This is a genomic window from Microseira sp. BLCC-F43 (assembly GCF_041929235.1).
In the GTDB taxonomy this organism is placed as follows: Bacteria; Cyanobacteriota; Cyanobacteriia; order Cyanobacteriales; family Aerosakkonemataceae; genus Microseira.
Genome location: NZ_JBHFNP010000255.1, coordinates 37,783 through 56,990 on the forward strand (window position 1 = coordinate 37,783; position 19,208 = coordinate 56,990).

Annotated in this window: 22 protein-coding genes and 2 pseudogenes; 12 read left to right on the forward strand and 12 right to left on the reverse strand. The window is 44.1% G+C overall.

The features are described from left to right. Positions 1-129 precede the first annotated feature (129 nt). Positions 130-432: a hypothetical protein gene (locus ACE1CM_RS34115; protein WP_374883325.1), complete on the forward strand. Its 303-nt coding sequence runs from the start codon at positions 130-132 to the stop codon at positions 430-432. Positions 433-450: 18 nt separating this feature from the next. Here ACE1CM_RS34115 and ACE1CM_RS34120 read toward each other — a convergent pair whose 3' ends face one another. The 5 genes from ACE1CM_RS34120 to ACE1CM_RS34140 all read right to left on the reverse strand — a co-directional run bounded on the left by ACE1CM_RS34120 (position 451) and on the right by ACE1CM_RS34140 (position 2,543). Beyond that, complete coding sequence (locus tag ACE1CM_RS34120) at positions 451-819, reverse strand: DUF5615 family PIN-like protein (protein WP_374883326.1); 369 nt, start codon at positions 817-819, stop codon at positions 451-453. Continuing rightward, complete coding sequence (locus ACE1CM_RS34125; protein WP_374883327.1) at positions 816-1,118, reverse strand: DUF433 domain-containing protein; 303 nt, start codon at positions 1,116-1,118, stop codon at positions 816-818. The genes ACE1CM_RS34120 and ACE1CM_RS34125 overlap by 4 nt, the downstream gene beginning before the upstream one ends. A 179-nt stretch (positions 1,119-1,297) precedes the next feature. After that, positions 1,298-1,507 (reverse strand): hypothetical protein, encoded by a 210-nt coding sequence (locus tag ACE1CM_RS34130; protein WP_374883328.1) that lies wholly within the window; start codon positions 1,505-1,507, stop codon positions 1,298-1,300. Next, positions 1,504-1,848: a hypothetical protein gene (locus ACE1CM_RS34135; RefSeq protein ID WP_374883329.1), complete on the reverse strand. Its 345-nt coding sequence runs from the start codon at positions 1,846-1,848 to the stop codon at positions 1,504-1,506. Before ACE1CM_RS34135 ends, ACE1CM_RS34130 begins: the two co-directional genes overlap by 4 nt. Positions 1,849-2,033: 185 nt before the next feature. Beyond that, positions 2,034-2,543, reverse strand: coding sequence for a helix-turn-helix transcriptional regulator (locus tag ACE1CM_RS34140; protein WP_374883330.1), 510 nt, complete (start codon positions 2,541-2,543; stop codon positions 2,034-2,036). A gap of 341 nt (positions 2,544-2,884) precedes the next feature. Here ACE1CM_RS34140 and ACE1CM_RS34145 point away from each other — a divergent pair. The 3 genes and pseudogenes from ACE1CM_RS34145 to ACE1CM_RS34155 all read left to right on the forward strand — a co-directional run. Next, positions 2,885-3,682 (forward strand): annotated as a pseudogene (locus ACE1CM_RS34145) (protein kinase); the annotation flags it as partial. 117 nt (positions 3,683-3,799) lie between these two features. Further along, positions 3,800-4,204, forward strand: coding sequence for an RDD family protein (locus ACE1CM_RS34150; protein WP_374883369.1), 405 nt, complete (start codon positions 3,800-3,802; stop codon positions 4,202-4,204). A 4-nt stretch (positions 4,205-4,208) separates the two neighbouring features. Next, positions 4,209-4,688, forward strand: a pseudogene (locus ACE1CM_RS34155) (RDD family protein); the annotation flags it as partial. Between the two features lie 38 nt (positions 4,689-4,726). On the opposite strand, the gene ACE1CM_RS34160 reads toward ACE1CM_RS34155, so the two are convergent. Then, the gene (locus ACE1CM_RS34160; RefSeq protein WP_374883331.1) at positions 4,727-6,061 is read right to left on the reverse strand and encodes a DUF4347 domain-containing protein; all 1,335 of its coding nucleotides are present in this window, start codon (positions 6,059-6,061) and stop codon (positions 4,727-4,729) included. Between the two features lie 1,377 nt (positions 6,062-7,438). Between ACE1CM_RS34160 and ACE1CM_RS34165 the strand changes: the two genes are divergently transcribed. From ACE1CM_RS34165 to ACE1CM_RS34175, 3 genes are all read left to right on the forward strand, one after another. Then, positions 7,439-8,008, forward strand: a complete 570-nt coding sequence (locus tag ACE1CM_RS34165) for a nucleoside hydrolase (protein WP_374883332.1) — start codon at positions 7,439-7,441, stop codon at positions 8,006-8,008. Between the two features lie 16 nt (positions 8,009-8,024). Next, positions 8,025-8,426, forward strand: a complete 402-nt coding sequence (locus ACE1CM_RS34170) for a nucleoside hydrolase (protein WP_374883333.1) — start codon at positions 8,025-8,027, stop codon at positions 8,424-8,426. A gap of 285 nt (positions 8,427-8,711) precedes the next feature. Next, entirely contained in the window at positions 8,712-9,599 is an 888-nt protein-coding gene (locus ACE1CM_RS34175; protein ID WP_374883334.1) for a bestrophin family protein, read from the forward strand. A 267-nt stretch (positions 9,600-9,866) separates the two neighbouring features. On the opposite strand, the gene ACE1CM_RS34180 is transcribed toward ACE1CM_RS34175, so the two are convergent. Then, positions 9,867-10,490, reverse strand: a complete 624-nt coding sequence (locus tag ACE1CM_RS34180; protein ID WP_374883335.1) for a hypothetical protein — start codon at positions 10,488-10,490, stop codon at positions 9,867-9,869. A 136-nt stretch (positions 10,491-10,626) separates the two neighbouring features. Beyond that, the gene (locus ACE1CM_RS34185) at positions 10,627-10,929 is read right to left on the reverse strand and encodes a LysR substrate-binding domain-containing protein (RefSeq protein WP_374883337.1); all 303 of its coding nucleotides are present in this window, start codon (positions 10,927-10,929) and stop codon (positions 10,627-10,629) included. A gap of 273 nt (positions 10,930-11,202) precedes the next feature. Here ACE1CM_RS34185 and ACE1CM_RS34190 point away from each other — a divergent pair, with 273 nt between their 5' ends. Then, positions 11,203-11,601, forward strand: coding sequence for a hypothetical protein (locus ACE1CM_RS34190; RefSeq protein WP_374883338.1), 399 nt, complete (start codon positions 11,203-11,205; stop codon positions 11,599-11,601). A 60-nt stretch (positions 11,602-11,661) separates the two neighbouring features. Here the strand turns inward: ACE1CM_RS34190 and ACE1CM_RS34195 are convergent, their stop codons facing one another. The 3 genes from ACE1CM_RS34195 to cruF all read right to left on the reverse strand — a co-directional run bounded on the left by ACE1CM_RS34195 (position 11,662) and on the right by cruF (position 14,207). Next, positions 11,662-11,952: a hypothetical protein gene (locus tag ACE1CM_RS34195; RefSeq protein ID WP_374883339.1), complete on the reverse strand. Its 291-nt coding sequence runs from the start codon at positions 11,950-11,952 to the stop codon at positions 11,662-11,664. A gap of 120 nt (positions 11,953-12,072) precedes the next feature. Then, positions 12,073-13,269, reverse strand: coding sequence for a 2'-O-glycosyltransferase CruG (gene cruG / locus ACE1CM_RS34200; RefSeq protein ID WP_374883340.1), 1,197 nt, complete (start codon positions 13,267-13,269; stop codon positions 12,073-12,075). Further along, on the reverse strand, positions 13,266-14,207 hold the full coding sequence (gene cruF / locus ACE1CM_RS34205; RefSeq protein ID WP_374883341.1) for a gamma-carotene 1'-hydroxylase CruF: 942 nt from the start codon (positions 14,205-14,207) through the stop codon (positions 13,266-13,268). Before cruF ends, cruG begins: the two co-directional genes overlap by 4 nt. A gap of 248 nt (positions 14,208-14,455) precedes the next feature. Here cruF and ACE1CM_RS34210 point away from each other — a divergent pair, with 248 nt between their 5' ends. Next, entirely contained in the window at positions 14,456-14,986 is a 531-nt protein-coding gene (locus ACE1CM_RS34210) for a hypothetical protein (RefSeq protein WP_374883343.1), read from the forward strand. A 505-nt stretch (positions 14,987-15,491) separates the two neighbouring features. Here ACE1CM_RS34210 and ACE1CM_RS34215 read toward each other — a convergent pair. Then, positions 15,492-15,827, reverse strand: coding sequence for a DUF4870 domain-containing protein (locus tag ACE1CM_RS34215; protein WP_374883344.1), 336 nt, complete (start codon positions 15,825-15,827; stop codon positions 15,492-15,494). A gap of 176 nt (positions 15,828-16,003) precedes the next feature. On the opposite strand from ACE1CM_RS34215, the gene prfC reads away from it, so the two are divergent. The 3 genes from prfC to ACE1CM_RS34230 all read left to right on the forward strand — a co-directional run bounded on the left by prfC (position 16,004) and on the right by ACE1CM_RS34230 (position 19,146). After that, the gene (gene prfC, locus ACE1CM_RS34220; RefSeq protein ID WP_374883345.1) at positions 16,004-17,632 is read left to right on the forward strand and encodes a peptide chain release factor 3; all 1,629 of its coding nucleotides are present in this window, start codon (positions 16,004-16,006) and stop codon (positions 17,630-17,632) included. Positions 17,633-18,136: 504 nt separating this feature from the next. Next, positions 18,137-18,796 (forward strand): PEP-CTERM sorting domain-containing protein, encoded by a 660-nt coding sequence (locus ACE1CM_RS34225; RefSeq protein ID WP_374883370.1) that lies wholly within the window; start codon positions 18,137-18,139, stop codon positions 18,794-18,796. 179 nt (positions 18,797-18,975) lie between these two features. Beyond that, positions 18,976-19,146 carry a hypothetical protein gene (locus tag ACE1CM_RS34230; RefSeq protein WP_374883346.1) on the forward strand — a complete coding sequence of 57 codons (171 nt, stop codon included), beginning with the start codon at positions 18,976-18,978 and terminating at the stop codon, positions 19,144-19,146. The last annotated feature ends 62 nt before the right edge of the window (positions 19,147-19,208 follow it).

The following is a 19,208-nucleotide window of genomic DNA, read 5'->3' on the forward strand; positions in this document are numbered from 1 at the left end:
GGGATTGGGTAGAAGGGATGCGATCACCCCGTTCGTAGTAGGCGCTTCAACGCCGTCGCCCGCTTAGCAGAAGCATCGTTTGCCAAGGTGACATAAGATAGTATTAAACCACTGGAGGGAGGCAGACGAATGCAACTGATAGAATTACTTGGATCAAAGATAGAAACTTTACTGTTAGTTTTAGTAATTATTTTACAAATTCTCCTGATATTCCTAGTTCTACAGCGCCAACCTCAACTCGTACCAGAGGGTTTAGTTGTTCGGCGCAAATCCCAACTTTCAAAAGAAACAGTGGAAAAAGAAAGCCCAAGATCAGATAATTTATGGGATAATCCTCCACCAGCAACAAAACAAATGAAATTAACAATTGCTGAATTTAAGGACAAGTATAACAGGAGCGATCTGTGGGATGGGATAGCGCGAAGCGGCTAATTTTATTGTGGGATTTAACTAACCGTTTCTCAAATACTTGCTCAGAAATTCCAATTTATTTTGCATTTCTTGGGCGGTTTTAGTGGCGACCAATCCTAAAATGGCGCGTAATTGTTCGCCGATTGAATAATCTTGCGACAACAAGGCTATTCCTGCATGGGTTTTACCTTCAGCGATAAATTCTGTATGTAGCTGACAGAAGTCAGCAATGTTGTGACTGTATAGCACTCGGTTTTGGGATGTTGCTAAATTCAGTTGTTCTTCATCAAGTTGCCCTTCGGTTTCAGTTTCTAGAACGGTAATGACATCAACATTCCTGGCGCGCAATGCGCGGATTAAATCTCTATCCATTGAATCTTCATCGATGTATAGACGAATGGCACTCATGTTTGGTTGTTAGCGTTTTGTTCGTAGAACAGTTCCAGGCGTTTCGCTTCAGCAGCTTGGGCAGCTAAGTCAGCTTCAATCTCTTCTTTGTTAGCATGGTAATATGCCAGTGCAGCATAAACCTCGGCAAGGTTTAAATGTCCAATGCGGTCAGAGATTTCCTCTGCATTGAGTCCTCGTTTATACCACAATACGATGCGTCGAACGGTAACGCCTTTGCCTGTAATATGAGGACAACCTCCGTGCAAGCCAGGTGTACGAGTAATCAATGTACTGATATCAATTTCAGTCGCTGGCATGGCGATCGCTTTCCTCCTATTCGCTTGTCTTTTGTATCTCTTACTTTGAGGATAGCTTAGCCCTAGAAATCTAGATAGACTTGCGATCGCTTCTCTTGTCTCGATGGTATGCGATCGCGTTTCGGATGCGTGCGTTCGCGCAGCGTGCGGTCGGCATATCGCGTTTGGCAATGAGATAACTATTTTTCTGACTCTACACTTTGAGGTACAGACTTGATTTTCCCCAAACGATAAGCTGTTAAAGGACTCTTGCGAATATCGGCTTCTACCTGGGCAATTAGTTCATCAAGAGCTAAATTAAGATTGTCAAACTGGCGACAAACTTCGCGCATTTTAGTAACAGTCTGTTTGACTTTCTCTGGATCGGGAAGTTGTGGTTGAGTAGTCATAATAGGTTCCAATCACTCTTAGCTTCTCGGACGGTAGCTTCGCCAGCCGAAGCGGTGGCTTCAGCTTGTTCAATCGTTTGAGTCAGTAGTTCTATGGTAGCAGCAGGAGCAATCGGCTGAAATTCAGAAATTCGCAGGAGCAGGTTAGAAAGGCGAGAATAGGAAGATGTAGCTCGTTCTCGGATGTTTGTCAGTTGCTCTAAGACAGAAGCTGTTGTTTCTGTTTCTCCAAATCTATCAAAAACAGATAGTTCGGTTGCGCCTGCTTGATCGATTAGCTTCACAAGTCGGCGTTGTAATTCGAGAATAATTGCGATCGTTTCATCTGGCAACTGGGCCATGCTATGCTCCTCATTTGGGTTTGATCGGATGTTGCTCAGACTTAGGATAGCTTGTCGTGGGGGGGATGCTCGTAATTGCTAAGTTCTCTCCTGAGCCAAAATGCGATCGCTTGTTTGTTTGTGGTGTGCGATCGCGTTTCGGGTGCGTGCGTTCGCGCAGCGTGCGGTCGGCATATCGCGCTGCATTAGGAATCGCCTGAATCCAAGTCCTCTGTTCCTTGGGCTTCTGAAGCTGAGGGTAGCGATACTCGTATCTTAATATCAATTGTGAGTGTATTTTGATTGTCAAACCCCATATCAACTATCTTTACTAATGCATCTATCGGTAAAGAATTAGCTAATTTAGATTCAACAGACGGCTTATTCTTAGTTTTATATCCTGCTTCATCTAGCCAGTTATTGATATTTCTCCAGTTGCCTACTTTTTCATTAGGTACATCCGCCATGTTTTTAAAGTACTGATATAAAGTTTTACACACATAAACCTCAACCCCCTTGGGACTCTGAATCAGCTTGCGAGCCATTTCAGCAGGACTGTAACCGCACAGCAACCCGCGTAGATACAGCTTTTCCCGCTCCGTCAGTCCCTTTCTAGCGCGAGGAGACACTTGCCGCTTAGCTTCTGCCAGATCTGCGTACAGCCTTTCCAAGTCCCAGTGATTTGCAGCCTCTGCAAACATCTCGTCGTTAGCCATTGCAGGATGTTTGGTTAAATTTATAACCTTGCCTAACTAAGACTAATAGTCTTGGTTAGTAGCTTGCTAAGTATAGCTAGTTTAACATGGTAAAAACCGACATGGTTGAGTTGGCTGAGGGTCGATATTAATCGACACCGATCGGGGTGTAAACAGAGTCAAGGTCAGAAAATGAATGTAAAGGTTTGTAACAATCTCAGATTTTTTGCATAAAAGTTAGGGCTTAAGCCAGATAGACAGGTAGAGATTCGCGAGACGTTACTCAGCAAAGAAATGAGCGGGTATAGAACTTGGGGTCTGATTGTTGTGCGATCGCTGACTCAAATACGGTAAACCTTTATATGTTTGGGAAAAATCTGGTTGGGGAAACGCTTCAAGGACATTACTACATCACAGAACAACTGGGAGAGGGCAGTTTTGGGGAAACCTATCTAGCGGTAGATACTTCCAAATTCAACGAGCGTTGTGTTGTTAAAAGACTTAAACCCCAAAATCAGTCTCATATGAAGTGGGTGGAAGAGGCATTTGAGCAGGAAGCAAAAACGCTGAAAAGTTTAGGAAAACACCCACTGATTCCAGACTTGTTAGCTTACTTCCAAGAACAACAATAATTTTTCCTTGTTCAAGAAGTTATTGAAGGCAATAATCTCCGCACAGAAATCTATCCCGGTAGGCGGTGGAGTGAAAATCAAGTAACTTTTTTATTGCAATATATTTTAGAAGTATTGGAATTTGTGCATCAGCGTGGAGTAATTCACCGCGATATTAAACCGGAAAATTTAATTATCAGAAAGTCAGACAACAAGATAGTGCTAATTGATTTTGGTGCTATCAAGCAAATAACTACTCAAGTATTTAACACACAAGGACAGTTAACATTAACAACAGTTGCTATTGGTACACCAGGCTATATGCCTGCCGAGCAAGCAAACAGACAGCCCAAGTTGAGCAGTGATATCTACGCTGTAGGAATGATTGGCATCGAAGCTCTCACTGGCATACTTCCAATGCATATTCCGCTCGATCCTAACACTCAACAAGTTGTTTGGCGAAACCAAGCGCAGGTGACAAATGAAGTGGCTAATTTTTTAGACAAAATGGTGCATTACAATCCGAGTAAGCGCTATCAATCAGCATCAGAAGCACTGCAAGCTATCCGTGAATTGACAAAAACTAAAGTCTATACACCACCACGACAGTCAACACCAATACCAACACCCACACCAATACCAGCACCCACACCACCGCCACAACCTTTGATAAAATACGCAGGTTTTTCCACAAGAATGGTCGCAGACATTATTGATAAAACTATCTTAATGGTTGGTAGTTTAATTTTGGACTTTATTACACTACCAAGTGGAAATAATGCTGACGAATTTTGGGTCAGATTTATAGTTACCTATATAATTGTTGGATTTCTCTATTGTCCAGTCATGGAGAGTTCTAACTTCCAAGGAACACTAGGCAAAAAGCTACTAGGTATTTTTGTAACCGATATCAACGGCAACAAACTATCTTTTGAGCAAGCTACTAAAAGACATAGTATGAAATTGCTGTCTTACTTAACTATTTTTATAGGTTTTTTTATGGCTGGCTGGACAAATCAAAAACAGGCTCTTCATGACCAAATATCCCAAACTTTAGTATTAAGGAAATAATTTTATGTCTAATACAAGTTACTACGCAGGTATTGAAAAAAGATTTGTTGCTATTTTGATAGATGCAATTTTTTTGTATTTTGTATATTTTATTGCTTTTGGTAAAGTGCTTACCACGCTGGATAATCCCAAAGCAATTATGTACAATCTTTTGACAATTATCATAGGCTGGATTTACTTTGCAGGAATGGAGAGTTCTTCCCTACAGGGAACGTATGGAAAAAGAGTCCTGGGGATTATTGTTACTGATACTAATGGTAATAAAATATCTTTTGGCAGAGCCACAGGCAGGTATTTCGCTAAGTCAATTTGTTTGTTTTTCAGTTTGATAATAGTTTTGTTGATCGCACTGATGACGGAAAGTACAGGAAAAGACAACTCTCCTTACTGGGGGGTAGCTGGATTGGTACTAATTATTGGAGGGTTATTATCAGTCATCGGCTACGTGATGGCGGCGTTCACACCAGAAAAGCAAGCTCTTCATGACATTATTGCTAGATGTTTGGTTGTCAATGGAAAAGGTCAATCTGGCACAGGTCCGTGGAAACTTTTCATTGTATTAGCAATAGCAGTGATTGGTGGACGAGTTGTGTTGGCACAGATTTCCGAACCTCCACCTCCACCTCCACCTCCACCTCCTGTTCCAAATTCTCCCCCTGACCCAGGTTTGCCATTTCTCTTGTCTGGTTCATCTGAGGTCTCGCTACCAGATCCGCCTTTCCCTGGAGTAAAGGGACTCCAAGCAGCATTTTCATTGAATTTTCCTCCATTGCCACCGTTATCCCCTTTCTTTTCGTCATCACCCCCCTTTCCAGCGTTTTCTGGCGAGTTTCCACCCTGGGCTTTATTTCCTGAAAAAGTAACATCTTGAACGGCGACTTTTCCCTGATCGATAAACAAAGCACCGCCAGCGCCTAAACCGCCGCCGCCACCCTTTTGACCATCGCCACCTTTGGCTAATCCGTTCGAGAGTTTTAGGGTATCAAAAGTGAGCAAATCCGTAGTGTCAACACTAAGGATTTGATCCGAGTTTTGACCACTGATAGTTTCATCGCCATCCCCAACGATGAAGAGTTTGCCACCTCCGGTAATAGTCGGCAAAGAACTAGATAGATTAATAGTTCCGCTAATCCCTCTTAAGTCAATAATTGTATCTTCTGAACTACTTAAAGCTTTTTCAATCGCAGCTCTTAACGAACCCGTTCCACTATCACTATTAGTAGTTACCTTAATAATTTCGAGTACTCCCTTATAGTCTTTCATCGCCTCTTCCTGAAACGCCAGAGACGAAGATACCAACCCACTCTGATACTCTAAAGACCAGTCTCCACCCAGGTTACTATTGCCTGTTTTATCCTTAGAAGCTGCTACATCCGCCCCTGTTAACTCGCTCACCTGTTGCACGAACTGCTCGCCCACTTCAGTCGCTGCTACATCACACCCATAAAGGAGAATATCTCCTCCTTTAGCCAGTGCTTTCCCCCACTGACCTAAATTCTGGCTATAGTTACCGACATTTTCCGCCGTTAACTCGACCTCCCCTAATTTCAGAACACCTGCTGTCCCGTGGGAGACTATTTGAATGCTCTTTAAATCCTTGTATTCTCCCAGTACCGTCGAAATCTGTCCCACCCCATCAAGATGGCGATCAAGTATAAAAGCCCGCGTATTGGGCGCTACAGATTTAGCTAATTTCTCGTATTCCTTGACAGCAGGGTCTATAAAAACGACCGTTTCTGGGGATTGGAATGAGGTGAGGGCGAGGGCGCTTGCCGCCGTTTTCACCAAAGAGATGTTTACCCATAAAAACAATCCCAGGGCGAGGGCTATCAAGGTTTTGAGCGGTTTTCTTTTCATGACAACCGGGGCGTTGTATTCATTAAAAAACAGGGTATACCTAGCACAGGTTAAACCCATTTTCCATGTGTTTAAGCTGTGCTTTATGTAAAGCAAAAATATTTGCTAAGAAGAGGTTAAGGCAAAAAATTCTGCCTCTTGTCTTCTTAGACAAATGGAATAGTAGATTTTTCAGTCTTTGTTCAAACGTTAGTTAGCTTATTCGATTTGCAGAAAATAGGCAATACCTAACTCAGATTTTTTTTTCAGGACAGGGCTTACCCACGCGGGGCCAAAAACCAGAAACCCGGTTGCTGGGTCAATCTCGCGACTAATCACCCACGATTTTTCCTAGAAACTCCAAAAACCAAAAACAAAGGTGATGGGTCAATCTCGCGACTAATCACCCACGATTTTTCCTATCACTTTAGTTTTTTGCCAAGTCCTCAGGGATTTCCAAGTCGTGGAGTGGACATGGGAGCATGACTAAATAGCCAAAAAGAATTTAACTAAACTTAACGATACCGACTGGCAACGAGGAGGTATTTTTGTGGTAAGTTAGACAAGATTGCCGAAAATCAAGGCAGAAAAACCGCGAAACATTTGTCGCAAAACCTCAATTTTTTTTCTTGATGTTCCGAGTAAGCTAGGCTTGAGCGGAAATGACGCCCGTGGACAAGAAGAGGCGGACCTCCAAAGGCAGAAGCGGGAAGTAGACTTTGTGCGGCAACCCCTACGGTCAAGAGCCTTTGGGCTTAATATAATGTGCGTTGAATCACCCGTAATCAAAACCTTCTCTTGTGCGTTGTCTTGTAGGGGCAAGGCATCAATTGGTTATTTATTTTTTCACCCAGCTGTTGGATGCGGTTGCATTGTCTTGTAGGGGCAAGGCATCAATTGGTTATTTATTTTTTCACCCAGCTGTTGGATGCGGTTGCATTGTCTTGTAGGGGCAAGGCATCAATTGGTTATTTATTTTTTCACCCAGGTGTTGCCTGTTGCCTACTCCTAATTCAGGGTAATCGACCGGACATAATATAAGTTGACACCGATGCCCTCAAGGGTGAGCGAATACAATCGGAACGACTAGGACAACCAGTCCAGGCGCGATATGCCGACCGCACGCGCAAGGGACGCACCGCATCTGCCGTTTGCCAATCGCTTTTGGTTTATATAGCCGCGATTTCTCATCGCCAGGAATAGGTGCAATATCTCAGTTAAATCCCTCAGTAACTAACCCAAGTTGCTAGTTATAATTATCGTGGATTGCTCTCATTGCTAATTGCTAATTGCTAATTGCTGATGGGAATATTTTTCGGTTCTACCATTAGCCATTAGCTATTAGCCATTAGCGATTAGCAGCCCTAAAAAGATAACTAGCAACTTGCGTTAACTAGCATGATAGAAGTACAAAATCAGCCCATACCAGTAATAGTAGATACAGACGCTGGTGTTGATGATGCCTTGGCTCTGATTATGGCATTAAATTCACCTCAATTAGACCTGAAAGCCGTCACAGTTGTCGCTGGCAATATTAACGTCGATCAGGCAGCGAATAATGTGTTGCGCGTAGTGAGTATTGTAGAACCAGATAAGTTACCTATTGTTGCCAAAGGTTGTGAAAAACCTCTGAAAAAACCGCCATTTAATGCCGCAGGAATTCATGGGGCAGATGGTTTGGGAGAACTCCATCGCTTTAAGGAAGTTGATGGTACACCTCGCTATCCCCAACTGACTATTGATCCATCCCAAGAGAATGCCATCGATGTACTGCTTCAGGCAGCTCAAGAGTACGGCGATAGTCTGACCATTATTGCATTAGGACCGCTGACGAATCTAGCCACAGCGATTCAGAAAGGTAGGGCGATTATGAAAAAAGTAGGGCGAATTGTCATCATGGGTGGCGCTGTTACCGTACCCGGAAATATTTCAGCCGCCGCTGAATTTAACTTTTTTTGTCGATCCTGATGCCGCTCAAATCGTAATGGAGTCGGAAATTCCTCTCACCTTAGTAGGTTTAGATGTGGCGATGAAAGCTCCCTTACCCCGTCAAATTGTTGAAGATAACTTACAGCGTCGTCCTTCAAAAGTTACCCAGTTTATTGCCGACTGCACCGAAATTTATATGGCTTTCTACCGTGACAACGAAGGCTTTTACGGCTGTTATTTACACGATCCCTTGGCGATGGGGGTGGCGATCGATCCGAGTTTGGTCAAAACAGAGTCCCTCTATATGATGGTTGAAACTCAAGGAAGATTTACGACAGGTATGTCACTAGCAGATCGGCGCGATCGCCGAGATGAGAAAACGAATCCGCCTAACGTAGACGCTTGTTTAGATGTAGATACTCAACGGTTTATGCAGCTATTCGAGCAACTTGTCTGACGAGTGACACTCGTAATAGGTAATGGGTAATGGGTAATTGTCAAGAGTAGACTGAGCCATGAATACAATTACCTATTACCTATTACCTATTACCAACGACATTACCCTTGACAAACTTTGTCATAAATTGCATAATTATATTGCCGAATTAATTGCTTTTTCAACAAAATTATACATCAGAGAAATACAAATTAATTCCTCATATGCCGCTCCAGATATCTAGCAGCATAGGAATCCTATGGCTCGTTATCTCGGCAGGTACATTCGTGCAATTTTATGGTAACAATGTCAAAAGATACTCCCAAAAAAATATGGCTTAAAGAAACCTTTAGATTAAAAGGTTCTGTTATTCCAGGAGTTTTGTCACCTTCTCTATTATGTGGTGGATTTGGCCTTCTGATTTCGTGGCTTTACGCCAATAAATTTCCAGTTTCTCAACCGATTTTAGGTAGTGTAATTCCCAGCATTGTTTTAGGTTTATTGCTAGTTTTTCGTACTAATACAGCTTATGAGCGATTTTGGGAAGGAAGGAAACTTTGGGGTAGTACAGTTAACACTATCCGCAATCTAGCTTGGCAAATTTGGGTTGCAGTTGACGAAGTTGAACCGGGAGATCGAGAACGAAAAATTACTGCATTACGTTTATTGCCAGCGTTTGCGATCTCGGAAAAGCTACTTCTGCGTTATGAACCAGCTAGTGAGGAGTTAAAACCTTGGGTTTCGCCGTCTCAATACAGCGTTTTGCAAAATATTCAAAATATGCCCTTAGAAATTACTTGTTGGTTAGGAGATTACTTGCAGCAGGAATACAAGCGAGGTCTTTTAACTAATCACCAATTGGCTACCATCCACACTCTGATGAATAAATTGATGGATAATGTAGGCGGGTGCGAACGCATTTTGAAAACACCAATCCCCGCAGCTTACGTCATTCATCTAAATCAACTGGTACTCATCTACTGTTTAATTCTGCCTTTTCAGTTTGTCAAAGAGCTAGGTTGGTGGACAGGTATATTTGTAGCACTTGTCAGTTTTGCTTTGTTTGGGATTGAGGAAATTGGAGTGGAAATCGAAAATCCCTTCGGTTACGATCATAATGACTTACCACTAGATAAAATTTGTCAAACAATTCAGAACAATATTGAAGAATTCATTGCTTCTCAAACAAACTAAGATAGCAGAGAAACTCATATTTCGGGTTTCTACGAAAACAGGGTTGCCAACGCTGGATATTGAGCTTCTCAAACGCTGCATTTTGAGCGTTGAGACTAATTTAGCTGAAGCGGTGAAGGTTTTTCAGCAGGGAATCTCGACTATCTGCGAATAAAATAAGTAGGGTGCGTTAACGAAGTGTAACGCACCATTAGTTGTGTATTAAGATTATTTGTTGTTTTTAGAGTCTCGCCTCGGTGCCGTACTCTCGTCTAACACACCCTACCCTTACTCAACTATTTGAACCTCAACAAAGGGAGTGAGAACCTTACCTGTCCAGAGTCCTGTTTCTAGGTATGTTGGGCTAACGGCGTTTGGGTCAAAACACCCTACTACCCCTACTCCCGGAGAGGGATTGTTATACCTGAAGCCCACTTTATAAGTACCAACTTCTGGCAATCTAATGTACCATCGACTACCCCCTTGATCGGGTTCACCTAGCGTCAGCTGCTCATCCTCCCAGAACAGCTTGGCTTCTGGAAAAAAAGTCAAGCTTTCTCCAGGTAAAACTAATTGACAATTATAATTAGATTGTCGCTCCTCTCGAGAGCGATTAAATAGTAGCTCTCTCGCAACTATTGTGAGGTTTAATAATGAGCCATCAGTTCCCGTTCTTGCTATCTGTAGTGTAATAACCGATAAGGGATCGATCCGAGTAAAGCGAACAGGTGCTTGAGTTTTATTAATAATGCGAATACCAATTTCGACCGGGTTTTCAACTTGGGAGTTTTTAGCTGGAATTGTCCAGACTCGTTTTGGAATCAAAAGTTCAAAGCGAATTCCATTTATTTCGACAGCATTTGAGTTAGTCGTTTCTTTGGATGTCAGCTTACTGACTCTCTCCGCTTGCACATCACTAGGTGCAGTCGTTCAAAATCAGTTTGTAGGGTGCTATCTTACGAGAGTACGGCACCATTAATTGTGTATATTGTCGCTGTATAAGTCCTAATTTTAGGATTATTTGTTGTTTTTATAGTTTACTATTAGACTAAAATAAAATTTCGAGAAATTTATCTAAAGATTTGTATGGTGTTTCTTTCCTCCACACTGCCGTTGATCGGGCGTAATATATTGGATGGTGAAGCGGCATAAACACAACTTTGGGATGAGGCAGTGCTTTTGCTTCCCTGGGCATGACTGCTACCCCTTGCCCTGCTGCAACAAGAGCAATCATTGAAGCATGACTATCGGCAAATAGGTGCAGATTTGGCGTAAAGCCAGCTTTGTGGCAAGTGTGGTTGAAGGCCGTCAGTACGGGATGCTTCTTTGACGGTGCTAAATGCTCGCTCATGCACGGTTGAAGACCGATAATGGAGCAAGGCTGTTTGCACGAATGCTATACGAAGGGGTGCAAAAATGAGCGATCGCGTTCTGTATGTAGATGAGTAAGTTTGATATTCTGACATTGCTGGCGCTAAAGCGTCAGGGTAATGTTTCTGAAGAGTTTAACGGGTCTTCGGACATCACTAAATAAAATGTATCTTAAGATACATTTGGCTTTGGCATAATTAGCTACATTTTATTTTTACACTGTATATTTAATTACAAAATATTAAGGGTGCCAATGGATCCCAAACAAATCGGCAAAATCATGGCGTTTTTATGTTCTATTCCTCCGAATAGCAATCTCCGCTTGATGTTGCAATTGGCTTTAGCCGTTTCCGTTCCTGAAGAAAAGTATGAAAAATTGTTATTGCCTATGCAGCAAGACAAAGATTTGCGCTCCTTGCTAGAGGAAAATGATTTATTAATGAATTTAATTAACGCTGATGGTTTTCTAGAAGAATCAGAACAAAATATGTTAATGGAAGCAATGGATAAAGTGGGAGTAGTTGTCCCTATGAACATGCAAATGATTGACGTACTAACGGCAGAGTTGACAGCAAATTTAGTTAAGGAAATTGAAGAGATAGAAACCTCTGGAACGATAGAAGGAATAAATCTGTTATGGACTGAAACATAATAGGCAAAATGTTTTGTTAGCACTGAGAATTTCCAAAATTACCTATTTCAGGAGTCGCGCCTATAAAAGCATCGGTATTTTTGAAGACGAGGGATGCGATGAATCAATCTGTTCTCCCAGACGCAATCGGTAGGCAACATCGATTGTTTCAAACACAACTTGACCGATTGTAGCTGCCTTGACCATATCAGTCATGCGATCGCGACGCAACAAGGCAAAGTGTTGCTCGGAGCGAGTTATAGTTACAGGACGCTCCCATGCTAAATCTAAAACTCGTCCCGGTTGCCGATTTAATTCAGTCGCGGTAATTAATTCATCACCATAAACACTAGCTGACGCTCCAATAAGCATAGTCCAACTCTGATAAGGCAAATCAGTCTATATACGTATTATTATACGTAGCGCCACAGAATCTGGTTTTCTTAGAGAAACCCGGATTCTCAAGCATAAACATTTTTACTGAGCAAATAATTAATAAGTACGCCCCCGCCACTGGGTAGGCTTTTGCAGAGAAGATAGTAAGATTCGCACAAAAGCTAAGGGATCTGCTAGGGGAGAAAGATAAAAGGTAAAAGGTAAACTTAAAAAATGAGGAGACTTCTGGTTTTTTCCTTGATAAGATGGCGCGATCGCAAACAGCAACCCCACCCTAATCGCCAGCAAAAATAAGTTTAGCGCCAATAAGAGAAGCAGGGGAGCAGAGGTGATGGGGAGCAGAGGAGAAAGTAATAAAATCGGTAAGGGCAATCCTTGCACAGATAATAGCAGCCATAAATCGCTCCAAACTTGAGCGGGAGAAGCGGCGTCTTTCAGATCTAAACTGCGCCCCCACTCTTTCCAAGTTTCCGCTGCACCTTCGTACATCCTGACTTTTAATACCTTCGCCCCATCCAAAAACCCGACTTTATAACCAGCGGCGGCAATATTCCTCGCCAAGGTTACATCGTCGCAAAACGAACTTCGGGCGCTGGTGTATCCACCTACGGCTGCCAACACCGACCGACGACACAAAAAGCACTGACCGTTTGCCATCACTCGTTCTGGCGTGTCTGAATTTACCCCAGCCGAGTCGAACCGATACAGCAACGTCATCAAGAGTGCCGGTTGTAACCACCACTCACCTCGGTATTTGAGGATAAATTGGGGCGACAGGGAAACCAGATCGTAACCTTCGTCTTGGGCTGTTTTTACCAAAGCGGCGACTAACCCAGGACGAGGTTGGGTATCGGCATCGATGCCCAAGATCCATTCGCTGTGGTCGCTACTATGCAAAAAACCCGTATGCAATGCCCAAGGGCGTCCCACCCATCCGGGCGGTAAAGGGTCATCTGTAATCGGGCGAAAGCGCGGATCTTTTTCTGCGGCGGCTTTCACCAAATCGAGAGTACCATCAGACGACCGACTGTCTACAACAATAATTTCCCGCACTTCGTAGCTTTGGCGACTTAACCCTGCCAAACAGGGACGGATGCGCTTAGCCTCGTTTAAAGTCGGAACGATCGCGCTGACGGTACCTAACAGATCCGGCGTGGCGGTACAAGGTTCAATTCCAGGACGACGCGACGGCCCTTTTAGCAGTCGCGACAGTAAAATAGCCGTGGCTGGGGCTTGTATTAATAACAACCCCAACACGAGCGCACCCTGTACTGTCAACGAATCTAAATTCACTTAACTCCAAGTTTTACAGCTGTTATGGCGATTTCGGTGTTGATGGTAGCAGATTTTGGTGCTGCTACTGGGGCTTTAGCAGATTGAGCCAGGAAATACAGCCCGATCGCCGGGACAACGCCAGTCAACCAGCCCAACACAACGGGTATTGCAAACCCAGAAGCTAAGCTTAACATGGCTGCGTAAGCGTAGTTACTCAAATAAATAACTAACGGCAAACCGAGTTGATTTCGCGTTAAAGGTTGAGGGGTTTCTTGCTGCACCAAGACGGGCTTTCGAGTCCAGATCGTCGCTGCTACCGTCATAAATAAAGCGCTAGTGCCAAACCAACCGGCATAATTTTGGTACGGCGTGCCAAAGAAAGCGCCTGCTTTATCCCAGTACCAGAAAGGAACCGATGTTTGACTCATGGCTGGTTCTAGGGCAAAATCCCAAGAAGTGAAGAGGATAGCACCGATTGCGATCGCGCCTACCCAACGCACCCAAGACGGCTTTTGATCCAGCTTTAGCGCCACCCGGGCGATTAAATACGACGCCAACCCCATATAAAACCAGGAAATGGGGATGGTAAACGGCACCAGCCCCGCAATTTTATACCCCAAACCATTCAGATAATGATAGTCACCAAAGGGGAAGCCCGTACCCGTGCCCAGCAATTCGCTGCTTAAAGATATGCATACCGCTGGCAGCATAAACGTTAACCAGTGCCAAGCGCCCAGGGTGCGGTAGGCAAAAATGGCTACAGCGATCGCCCCTAAGATGATATTTACCACCCCGCCCCCAGCCATACTCCACTCGAATAGGTTCTGCCCAAACGCTGGTAAATTCAATATCACTTCCGGATGGGGTAAAACCAATAACAGCCCCGCCCATCCAAAAACCATTGTGACAATGTGTCCTATCAGACAGAAGCGCTCAGCCCTAATCAGTTGCTTCATACGATCTCCAATACATAGATCGCGCTTGGAACGCGCTTCTTAATAGTTTACAAACGTTTAACAAAAATTTATATGATTTGGGCAGTTGAAGAGGACAAGCGATCGCGGTGACAAGGGAGAGGTTGATTGAAGAGTTACCCGCGTCTTTGCGTCCCCATATCCTCTTGTCCTCTTCATTCCCCGTGTCCGGTGTGTCCGGTGTGTCCGGTGTGTCTTGTTCTCCCGCATCAGAGCGTCGTCTTGGTTAATTGGGAGGAGAGGAAGAGGCAAAAGCCACAGGTAGGGGTAAGTTAAAAGAAAAACCAGAAAACCCAGATATGCTGAGCCTCAAAAAACTACCTAAACTATCTTTAATGTTACTGTTGGTGACTTATACTGCCTTAGGGTGGATCTTGTCCGCTTCTAAGTCTCCTTGGTACACCTTGCTGCTGGCGGCGGCATTGGTATTGCTGCTGGCGGAAACCTTAGCAGCGCCTTTTTCCAATATCCGAAAGATTATTCTCCGTACCCTCAGTTCGGATATCAATGCTTTCGTCATCGTACTGGTTGTGTCTTTTCTGGCCGCCGCGATTGTGATATGGATTGATATTGTCATCCGCTTCTTGGTTTTAGTCTCAGCCGGACTGCTAGCCAGACTAGACCTTTATAGAGCCGGACTTGGTCAGTGGCAAGCTTTTTGGATTTTAACCGTGATTTGTCTGATTGGCTTTGCCTTGGGTTGGACGGGACAGAATTACCTTTATCCAGACCCAATAGTACCATTGCACGCCACCCCATAGACAATCGATAAATCGTCACAACCTCGGTATTGTAAAACTTCACTCAACTTATGACTGACAATGGTCAAGTATGGTATTTTATTACTTGAGATCCCAAAAGCCACCTCAACAAAGATTAAGAAAAGATCTTAATCTGACTCAAAAGTAATCCCAATTCACTCAAAGGCGTGATGAGGGATAGGGGATGTCTTATCGTACATCCAAGGCAGATAACGCTTGTGTTCCCCTCATACTAGGGTTCTTCACCAGCGTTGCTCAAACCCAGAGTAGGAGGATAATCGCCAAGTCTATGATTGTCTATCCAAAATGGAACTATTGAACGGCACAAAAGTTAGACGACATTAATAAGTAGCGTTTAACTGTCCCTTTGCCCTACAGCCTTCAAGCCGTGGGGCGATTTTGTTGAAAAGACTACAAGAAACCCGGTTTTTTCGAAAAACCGGGTTTCTTGATTAGCTAACTAATAGCCCCAGCGCCCAAAGGCCCTATTGCTACGACAAAATCCTTAGATTAAGCGGAAGATAAAGGGGTAGCGGTAGGCATCTTCGCTCTTGTTCAAACAGTGGAGAATCGCCAAAATTGGCAGGACTATGTTGACAACTTGCAAGATAGCCAGCAGCACGAAACCAATTAACACCCAAGTCAGAATGCCAAAGATAATGCCGTACAGCCAAACGTTAAAGTGGAAGTTGAGCGCTTCTTTAGCATTTTCCTTCACAACTGGGTCATCGGATACGAGCAAAACCGCAATTGGGATGCCGATAGACACGCCCAACAGGCTAAAAAAGATCGATCCGTGACACAATGCCGATAAAAGCTTCCGTTTGTCCGCGTCGTACATATAACCTCTTCCCTAATGCAGTCTGGTTTATTCTTTCGATACGAAGCTACCACATTCGCTCAACAGCTTGGTGGAGGAGATTTCCGTACCCTCAAGGGGGGTAGGGGGGATCGTCGTTATCCTAGTATTGTTGTTATGCCACTCCCGTTGCTAAATTTTTCCCACTCAATTTTTGCATGACTACGGAACTTCAGACCGAAATCCAAACTGCCGTTGAACGTCGTCGCAACTTTGCGATTATCTCCCACCCCGACGCGGGTAAGACGACGCTGACCGAAAAACTGCTACTCTACGGGGGTGCGATTCACGAAGCTGGCGCAGTTAAGGCACGGCGCGCCCAGCGTAAGGCAACTTCTGACTGGATGGAAATGGAACAACAGCGGGGAATTTCGATTACCTCGACGGTGTTGCAGTTTGAGTATGACCTTTGTCAGATTAACTTGCTAGATACCCCCGGACACCAAGATTTTAGCGAAGATACCTATCGGACTTTAGCCGCTGCCGATAATGCGGTAATGTTGATCGATGCTGCTAAAGGGTTGGAACCCCAGACTCGCAAACTGTTTGAAGTCTGCCGAATGCGGAGGCTGCCCATTTTTACCTTTGTGAATAAAATGGATCGTCCGGGGCGGGAACCCTTGGAGTTGCTGGACGAAATTGAGAAAGAATTGGGTTTGCAGACTTATGCAGTAAACTGGCCTATTGGCATGGGCGATCGCTTCAAAGGCGTCTTTGACCGACAGCAACGCCAAATTCACCTATTTGAACGTACCGCCCACGGTAGCCGGGAAGCAAAAGATACAACGGTAGCGCTGGGAGATCCCAATATCGAAGGGCTGCTAGAGCAAGACTTATACTACCAACTCAAAGAAGATTTAGAAGTTTTGGAAGGATTGGGACCAGAACTCGATATCGAAAGAGTACACCAAGGCGAATTGACCCCCGTATTTTTCGGTAGCGCCATGACTAACTTTGGCGTCCAGCTATTTTTAAACGCTTTTCTCCAACTCGCCGCCAAACCCGGATCTCGCAATTCATCAGCAGGGGAAATTCCGCCCACAAATCCAGATTTTTCGGGATTTGTGTTTAAATTGCAAGCGAATATGGACCCGAAACATCGGGATAGAGTGGCATTCGTCCGCGTCTGTACCGGCAAGTTTGAAAAAGATATGGTGGTCAACCACGCCCGCACTGGTAAAACGGTGCGTTTGTCAAGACCCCAAAAATTATTTGCCCAAGACCGGGAATCGATCGAAGAAGCCTATGCTGGAGATGTGATTGGTTTAAATAATCCAGGGGTGTTCGCGATTGGGGATACAATTTACACGGGTCAGAAATTAGAGTACGAAGGGATTCCCTGTTTTTCTCCAGAACTATTTGCTTTCCTGAGAAATCCCAATCCTTCTAAGTTTAAGCAATTCCGCAAAGGCGTTTCGGAATTGCAAGAAGAAGGGGCAGTGCAAATCATGTATTCAGCCGATGAAGCTAAACGCGACCCAATTTTAGCAGCCGTCGGACAGTTGCAATTTGATGTAGTCCAATTCCGCCTGCAAAACGAATACGGCGTAGAAACCTTACTCGATTTATTACCTTACAGCGTAGCCAGATGGGTGACTGGCGGTTGGGAAGCGTTAAATAAAGTCGGGCGCTTGTTTAATACCGTGACGGTAAAAGATGGTTGGGGACGCCCGGTTTTACTGTTCAAGAATGAATGGAATTTGCATCAAATTCAAGGCGATCATCCAGATTTAAAATTGAGTTCAGTCGCACCTGTAGTTTCGGGTCAGCAACCGCAATCTTTATAGGTTGAATTTTGTTGTATTATTATGCGCGCGCGCGATTCTCGTACCGAGACACTTCGCGAACGCAACTTAAGCCGATCGAAACTTACCTAAAGAAACCGGGTTTCTCTGAAAAATCGTCGCTTTGGAACTAGAGATCTACGTATAAACCCGGTTTCTCCGATCGTCCTTCTCCCACCAACCGGGTTTCCAGCGCTAGCGGCAGCATTAATGCTGCCCCTGCACAAACGAAGCCTTTTGGCTCTACTTCATCGCGTTGCAATCCGCTTATATAGCATAAATTGGATTTAAATTCAATTATTTATCTTAAAAATTAACTATGTAAATTTACTTAAACTTTTTCCGGAAACTGAGTAGGTGGTTTTGGGGCAGCAATATCTCGATTAAATTGCATCCACCATCGAGAGTAGGAAGGCAAAGTTTATGTTAAGCGATCGCACCAAATTTTCCCTAGCTGCGGCGACAATAGCAGCTAGTGCAACCATAAGTATTTCTCCGGCTGAAGCAATGTCGTTCAGATTCACTAATCTACCATCTTGCACACTTTATAGCGCAGTTGGTTTGGTTTTCCATAACACAGTTTGCTCTCCGATAGCTGGAATTTTCACAGGTGATATCAATGGGTCTACAGTAACAGGCGGTGTCGCTGTAAGGAATATTTTTGGCGGCAGTTTTATAAGAGAGACAGGTGAGATTATACGTCTAGGAGATGTTGGTTCGGGGTACTACTTAGGGGGTAATTATGTATCGCCGATCCCATCTGGTCAGGGTGAGTTTCGATTCAGGGTACAAGGCAATGCCTTTACGCTCCCGCGAGCGAGTATTTATCTACTTTCGTTTACCTGTAACTTAGGTATAGACAGGAGTTGTAATGGCGCTAAAGGAAGTTTTTCCATCAGATCTATCAGTACAGTTCAACATCATTGGGATATTGTAATCAGTGATTTTTCATGGAGTAACACTTTATCTTTGCCACCGTTTCCAACTCCAACTGACACTCCCACTCCTACACCCACTGAGACTCCAACTCCAACTACTACTCCCACTCCTACACCAGCAGCAGCTTCAGTTCCAGAACCTTCATCGGTATCTGGGTTATTTTTGCTGGGTGGCGCTTGGTTGTTGCTAGGGAAGTGGAAACAAATATTTCCCACAGGCATTAGGTAATTTCTCAATTGAGACCGGATGAATAGAGCGGCAAAAAGCTAAGTAGGGGCAAGCTTTAACAAGATAGTTAAAGCCCATCACCTTCAAGTTTACCCCCACTCCCTTTGAAGACTTACCGCCTGGTGAAAATTTGCATACTTTGAAACGAATGTTGGGTTTTGACGATTACAGTATGACCGATGAATATTTACTATCTAGACTGGGCAATCAGTCAAGCTGGGGGAGGACTGATGCAAGAGGAGGCGAGAAACCCGGTTTCAACCGTCGTTCGCGAACGGGAGTGCGTGCGCGAGTGCGCTAGCGCGGAAGGGAGGCATATCTCTGGTTACCAAACCCACGATTTTTCCTAGAAACCGGGAATATGAGCCTTATTCCTAAATAGTTAATTGTGACGCTGACTGATAGCTGACTG

What these genes read in the sequence shown, in the direction of transcription:
- ACE1CM_RS34175 (WP_374883334.1), top strand. Translation starts at nt 8,712, where the DNA reads ATGTCAAAAGATACTCCCAAAAAAATATGGCTTAAAGAAACCTTTAGA.
- ACE1CM_RS34185 (WP_374883337.1), bottom strand. Translation starts at nt 10,929, where the DNA reads ATGAGCGAGCATTTAGCACCGTCAAAGAAGCATCCCGTACTGACGGCC.
- ACE1CM_RS34115 (WP_374883325.1), top strand. Translation starts at nt 130, where the DNA reads ATGCAACTGATAGAATTACTTGGATCAAAGATAGAAACTTTACTGTTA.
- cruF (WP_374883341.1), bottom strand. Translation starts at nt 14,207, where the DNA reads ATGAAGCAACTGATTAGGGCTGAGCGCTTCTGTCTGATAGGACACATT.
- ACE1CM_RS34120 (WP_374883326.1), bottom strand. Translation starts at nt 819, where the DNA reads ATGAGTGCCATTCGTCTATACATCGATGAAGATTCAATGGATAGAGAT.
- ACE1CM_RS34215 (WP_374883344.1), bottom strand. Translation starts at nt 15,827, where the DNA reads ATGTACGACGCGGACAAACGGAAGCTTTTATCGGCATTGTGTCACGGA.
- ACE1CM_RS34195 (WP_374883339.1), bottom strand. Translation starts at nt 11,952, where the DNA reads ATGCTTATTGGAGCGTCAGCTAGTGTTTATGGTGATGAATTAATTACC.
- ACE1CM_RS34190 (WP_374883338.1), top strand. Translation starts at nt 11,203, where the DNA reads ATGGATCCCAAACAAATCGGCAAAATCATGGCGTTTTTATGTTCTATT.
- ACE1CM_RS34230 (WP_374883346.1), top strand. Translation starts at nt 18,976, where the DNA reads ATGAATATTTACTATCTAGACTGGGCAATCAGTCAAGCTGGGGGAGGA.
- ACE1CM_RS34130 (WP_374883328.1), bottom strand. Translation starts at nt 1,507, where the DNA reads ATGACTACTCAACCACAACTTCCCGATCCAGAGAAAGTCAAACAGACT.
- ACE1CM_RS34160 (WP_374883331.1), bottom strand. Translation starts at nt 6,061, where the DNA reads ATGAAAAGAAAACCGCTCAAAACCTTGATAGCCCTCGCCCTGGGATTG.
- ACE1CM_RS34165 (WP_374883332.1), top strand. Translation starts at nt 7,439, where the DNA reads ATGATAGAAGTACAAAATCAGCCCATACCAGTAATAGTAGATACAGAC.
- ACE1CM_RS34225 (WP_374883370.1), top strand. Translation starts at nt 18,137, where the DNA reads ATGTCGTTCAGATTCACTAATCTACCATCTTGCACACTTTATAGCGCA.
- ACE1CM_RS34140 (WP_374883330.1), bottom strand. Translation starts at nt 2,543, where the DNA reads ATGGCTAACGACGAGATGTTTGCAGAGGCTGCAAATCACTGGGACTTG.
- ACE1CM_RS34135 (WP_374883329.1), bottom strand. Translation starts at nt 1,848, where the DNA reads ATGGCCCAGTTGCCAGATGAAACGATCGCAATTATTCTCGAATTACAA.
- prfC (WP_374883345.1), top strand. Translation starts at nt 16,004, where the DNA reads ATGACTACGGAACTTCAGACCGAAATCCAAACTGCCGTTGAACGTCGT.
- ACE1CM_RS34170 (WP_374883333.1), top strand. Translation starts at nt 8,025, where the DNA reads ATGGAGTCGGAAATTCCTCTCACCTTAGTAGGTTTAGATGTGGCGATG.
- ACE1CM_RS34125 (WP_374883327.1), bottom strand. Translation starts at nt 1,118, where the DNA reads ATGCCAGCGACTGAAATTGATATCAGTACATTGATTACTCGTACACCT.